The sequence below is a fragment of the Pelagibius sp. genome (assembly GCF_028281305.1).
Lineage (GTDB): Bacteria > Pseudomonadota > Alphaproteobacteria > Kiloniellales > Kiloniellaceae > Pelagibius.
The window spans coordinates 1-4,454 of the sequence record NZ_JANQKD010000102.1 but is presented as its reverse complement, the minus strand read 5'-3'; the positions used below and the strand labels follow the sequence as shown (position 1 = coordinate 4,454).

Annotated in this window: 5 protein-coding genes; all 5 read right to left on the bottom strand. The window is 65.0% G+C overall.

The genetic code is table 11. The annotated features are described in order from the left end of the window. Window positions 1-93 precede the first annotated feature (93 nt). The gene (locus Q0982_RS19825; RefSeq protein WP_299398847.1) at window positions 94-630 is read right to left on the bottom strand and encodes a hemerythrin domain-containing protein; all 537 of its coding nucleotides are present in this window, start codon (window positions 628-630) and stop codon (window positions 94-96) included. Window positions 631-689: 59 nt separating this feature from the next. Further along, the gene (locus tag Q0982_RS19820; RefSeq protein WP_299398845.1) at window positions 690-1,484 is read right to left on the bottom strand and encodes a peptidylprolyl isomerase; all 795 of its coding nucleotides are present in this window, start codon (window positions 1,482-1,484) and stop codon (window positions 690-692) included. A gap of 4 nt (window positions 1,485-1,488) precedes the next feature. Beyond that, window positions 1,489-2,208, bottom strand: coding sequence for a respiratory nitrate reductase subunit gamma (narI, locus tag Q0982_RS19815; protein WP_299398842.1), 720 nt, complete (start codon window positions 2,206-2,208; stop codon window positions 1,489-1,491). Between the two features lie 12 nt (window positions 2,209-2,220). Further along, window positions 2,221-2,934, bottom strand: coding sequence for a nitrate reductase molybdenum cofactor assembly chaperone (narJ, locus tag Q0982_RS19810; protein ID WP_299398840.1), 714 nt, complete (start codon window positions 2,932-2,934; stop codon window positions 2,221-2,223). Continuing rightward, window positions 2,934-4,454: nitrate reductase subunit beta (gene narH / locus Q0982_RS19805; RefSeq protein WP_299398837.1), on the bottom strand; the 1,521-nt coding region annotated here is incomplete at its 5' end. The genes narJ and narH, both read right to left, overlap by 1 nt.

Genomic DNA, 4,454 nt, shown 5'->3' with positions numbered 1-4,454 from the left:
ATGCCGACCCAAGACTGACCTCCTCAAAGGTCAGTCTTGAATCATGCCCAGATGAAAAAGGGAATCCCCAAAATCATAAATTGTCACCACAGCCTAGGCGCGCCGCTCCGTCATGCGCTTCGTGAGGTTCGCCAGGTCCAGTTCGGTCAGGCGTTGCCGGGCGATGGGCAGGACGATGCTGTTCTCGACGGCCAGGTGACGGCGTTGGCGGCGGGCGAATTCCGTAAGCCTGGCACGGAGGTCCGGATCAGCGCGCGGGGCGTTGCCCGTTGCCACGCAGGCTTGCAAACCCTCGACGATGTTCCCTGCCATCCGCTCGTCGGCTTCGTGCTCCCGGGCGAGGGCGCCCAGAACGGCCTCGATTTCGTCTTCCGGCGGACAGCGCCTGCGCAGAAGCGGAAAGAGATCGTCCTCTTCGTCCAAGACATGTACCGCCATGTCGCCGACCAGAAAGGCAACGACCTCGCGTGCGAGGGCTTCGTCGAGTGCGGTTGCGTCGGCAAGCTCTTCCAGGAGATTGCAGAGCGTGCGTTGGCGGAAGTGGTCGGCGAAGATGTAATCCAGGGGTTTTGCCAGCAGGCTCGCCGGCATCGCCTCGAGTCGCGGGCGCTTGGCAATGGCAGGTCTCATGGGTTCGCCCTCCCGTATTCCTAACCTGGGCTGGACCCTTCGCGGGCCTCTTCGGAAACTCACTGTACAAGCGGCGTGGCGGCAGCCTCCAGGGTGATACCGGAAATCGCGGCACGCCCCGCCAGCACGCGGATGTACTGGGCCACTGCCCGCTGCCAGCTTGCAGTCTGCAGATAGTCGGTGATGCGGTCTTGCACGGCGTCGAAGGGCAGTTGCCGGCCCATGATGCGGCGGTCGAGCCGCAGGACGTGAACGCCGTAGCGGGTGCGGATCGGCAGCGGACAGAGCTGGCCTTCCTCCAGGTTGCAGAGGAAGGTTTCGAATTCCGGTACCGTGTCGCCGCGGGCGACCTGACCGAGACGGCCCCCGTCTTTCGCCGAGCTGCAGTCGGAGAGTTCCCGGGCCAGCCGCTCGAAGCCAGAGGGATCCTCCTGCAAAGCGGCGACTGCCGCCGCGGCCTTGGATGCGGCCTTTTCATAGGCTTCTGCGTTGTCCGCCGATGCTGCGAAGAGGATATGCGCCGCCTCGTAGAGATCGGGACTGCGGAAGCGTTGCCGGTTGTTGTCGTAGTAGCGCCGGCAGGTCTTGGGATCGGCCTGTGGCACTGTCACATTGGCATCCAGCAGGCAGCGGATCAGGGCGTCCTCCTCGGTCTCGCGGCGTCCGTCGCCGTCTGTCTGCAGGTCAGGTTCGAGCCCCTGGCGACGAGCCTCCTGCAGAAGGAGCTCGCGCACCGCCAGCGCCTCGGCCGCAGCGGCGCGCGCCGTCTCCGGGTCGGCGGCGGGATGATGCTGCGCTTCCGCCAGCACCGCCGCTTCGGGAATCGTCACGTCGTTGATGCGGATCGCTTGCATGAATTCACTCCGCCGGTGTCTGGGCGTGGCCGCCGGAGGCCGGGCGGCGGGAGCGCACGATCTGGTAGCCGGGACGCCAGAGATAGCGGACCGGGGCGCTCCAGATGTGGACCAGGCGGCTGAAGGGGAACAGCAGGAAGATCGTCAATCCCAGGACCAGATGAATCTGATAGGGCCAGGCAAGACCGGCTACCAGCTCGGCCGCATCGCCTCGCAGGGTGACAATGCGCTGCGCCCATTCCGACAGTCGCAACATCACGCTGCCGTCCGAATGCGCCAGCGAGAACGGCACGGTCAGCAGTCCCAAGACAAGCTGAACCCAGAGAATGATCAGGATCGCAACGTCGCTGAAGGTGCTCGTAACCCTTATGCGCGGGTCGTAGAGGCGCCGGTGCAGGAGGATCGTCAGGCCCACCAGGCAGACCACACCGGCGATGCTGCCGGCGACGATGGCCAGCATCTGTTTGGCCGGCGCGCTGATGAAGGGTTCGTAGGCCCAGTGCGGCGTCAGCAGACCGACGAAGTGACCGAGAAAGAGAAACAGGATGCCGGCGTGGAAGAGGTTGGAGCCGATCAGGAACTGCCGCCGCCGCAGCAATTGGCTTGAACCGGAGCGCCAGGTGTAGGGCTCGCGCTCATAGCGAAAGATCGAACCCAGGATCATGATGGCGAGGCAGATGTAAGGATAGATGCCGAAGAAGAAGGTGTTCAGAAACGAGGCCATGACGCGTGCTCCTTACGGGCGGTTCGGGGCCGGGCCGCGCTGTGTAGCGGGGCTGTCCATGCGGGCGAGGGTGTCCCGTGCTGCCGGGCAGCCGCCCCCGGGTGCCGTACCGGGCCCGAAGGTCACAGGCTGGTCCTCCCAGGCGCGGTCGAGGGCGGCGAGATCTTCCGGGTTCTCGTCGGTTTCGGCCAGGAGGCTCTCAATGGCCTCCTTCGACGGCTTTCCCCGGGCAATGGCTTCCAGGGCAAGGAAGACCCAGGCGTAGCTGCTCTTGCGCTTGCGCAGACGCTCGCCCAGGGCACAGACCACGTGCAGCGGCTGGCCGAGCAACTCGCGCGCCTCCGGCAGCGGCCGTGTGCTGAGAAACTCCAGGAACAGCGGCAGAAAGTCCGGCAGTTCGCGGGCCGAAAGATGGAGGCCGTGGTCCGCGTAGTGTTCCGCCAGATCCACCATCGCCTGGCCGCGGTCGCGGCTCTCGCCGTGGATATGCTCGAAGAGATGGAGAGAGAGCGAGCGCGTGCGGTCGAACAGCAGAACGTAGCGGGCCTGCAGGTCGTAGAGGTCGCCGGCGGCAATCTCGTCCAGCAGCTTCGAGAGGCCGGTAAGGCAGGGTGCCGGGATCAGCCTTTCCTGTTCCAACACCGCTTTCATGCTTCCGGCGGCGGTCTGCAGTTCCTCCTCGGGATAGGCCAGCAGGAGGGAGAGAACCTTGAAGGTCTTGGCCATCACATCACCTCCGTTGGGGTCTTGACGGTCTTCTTGCGTCCGCCGCCAAAGAGGTTGCCGCCGCTGGTGCCCTCGGAGCAGCCGTTGCCGAAGCTGAAGCCGCAGGAGCCGCGCAGGTCGTAGGCGTCCTCGCCGACCTCCCGGTGCGCTGTCGGAATGACGAAGCGGTCCTCGTAATTGGCGATCGCCATGACGTGATACATCTCTTCGATGCGCCGCGGGGTGAGGCCGACCCGCTCCGCCAGGACCTCGTCGACGACGCCGTCGACCGTCTTGGCCCGCATGTAGGCGCGCATGCCCAGCATGCGCTGCAGGGCCTCGGCCACCGGCTGCTCGTTGCCGCCGGTCAGGAGGTTTGCCAGATAGCGCAGCGGAATGCGCAGGGCCGAGACGTCGGGCAGCCCGTCGTCCCAGGCGATCTTGCCGGCCTCGGCCGCCGACTGGATCGGCGAGAGGGGCGGCACGTACCAGACCATGGGCAGGGTGCGGTATTCGGGGTGGAGCGGGAAGGCGACCTTCCAGTCCATCGCCATTTTCCACACCGGCGAGCGCTGTGCCGCCTCCAGCCAGGCCTCCGGCACGCCATCGTGGCGCGCCTGGGCGATCACCTCCGGATCGTTGGGGTCGAGAAAAATGTCGAGCTGCGCCTGGTAGAGATCGCCGGCCTCTGGCGTTGCCGCCGCCTCGCCTATCCTGTCGGCGTCATAGAGCAGCACGCCCAGATAGCGGATACGCCCGACGCAGGTCTCCGAGCAGACGGTGGGCTGGCCCGCCTCGATGCGCGGGTAGCAGAAGATGCATTTCTCTGACTTTCCGGACGACCAGTTGTAGTAGATCTTCTTATAGGGGCAGCCGGAGACGCACATCCGCCAGCCGCGGCATTTCTCCTGGTCGATCAGCACGATGCCGTCTTCGGCCCGCTTATAGATTGCACCGGAAGGGCAGGCCGCCACGCAGGTCGGGTTCAGGCAGTGTTCGCAGAGGCGCGGCAGGTACATCATGAAGGTGTTCTCGAAAACGCCGTAGATCTCCTTCTCCACGCCCTCGAAGTTGACGTCCCTGGAGCGCTTTTCGAACTCCCCGCCCAGGATCTCCTCCCAGTTCGGCCCCCAGTGTATCTTCTCCATGCGCTCGCCGGTGATCAGCGAGCGCGGACGCGCCGTTGGGGACGCCTCCAGTTCCGGCGCCTTCTGCAGGTGCTCGTAATCGAAGGTGAAAGGCTCGTAGTAGTCGTCGATCTCCGGCAGGTCGGGATTGGCGAAAATCTTCGCCAATACCCGCCATTTGGCCCCCATCTTGGGGCGCAGGCCGCCGTTTCGCGTACGCTCCCAGCCACCGTTCCAGCGTTTCTGGTTTTCCCATTCCTTGGGATAGCCGATGCCGGGCTTGGTCTCGACGTTGTTGAACCAGGCGTATTCCATGCCTTCCCGGTTGGTCCAGACGTTCTTGCAGGTGACCGAGCAGGTGTGACAGCCGATGCACTTGTCGAGGTTCAGCACCATGCCGATTTGCGCGCGGAC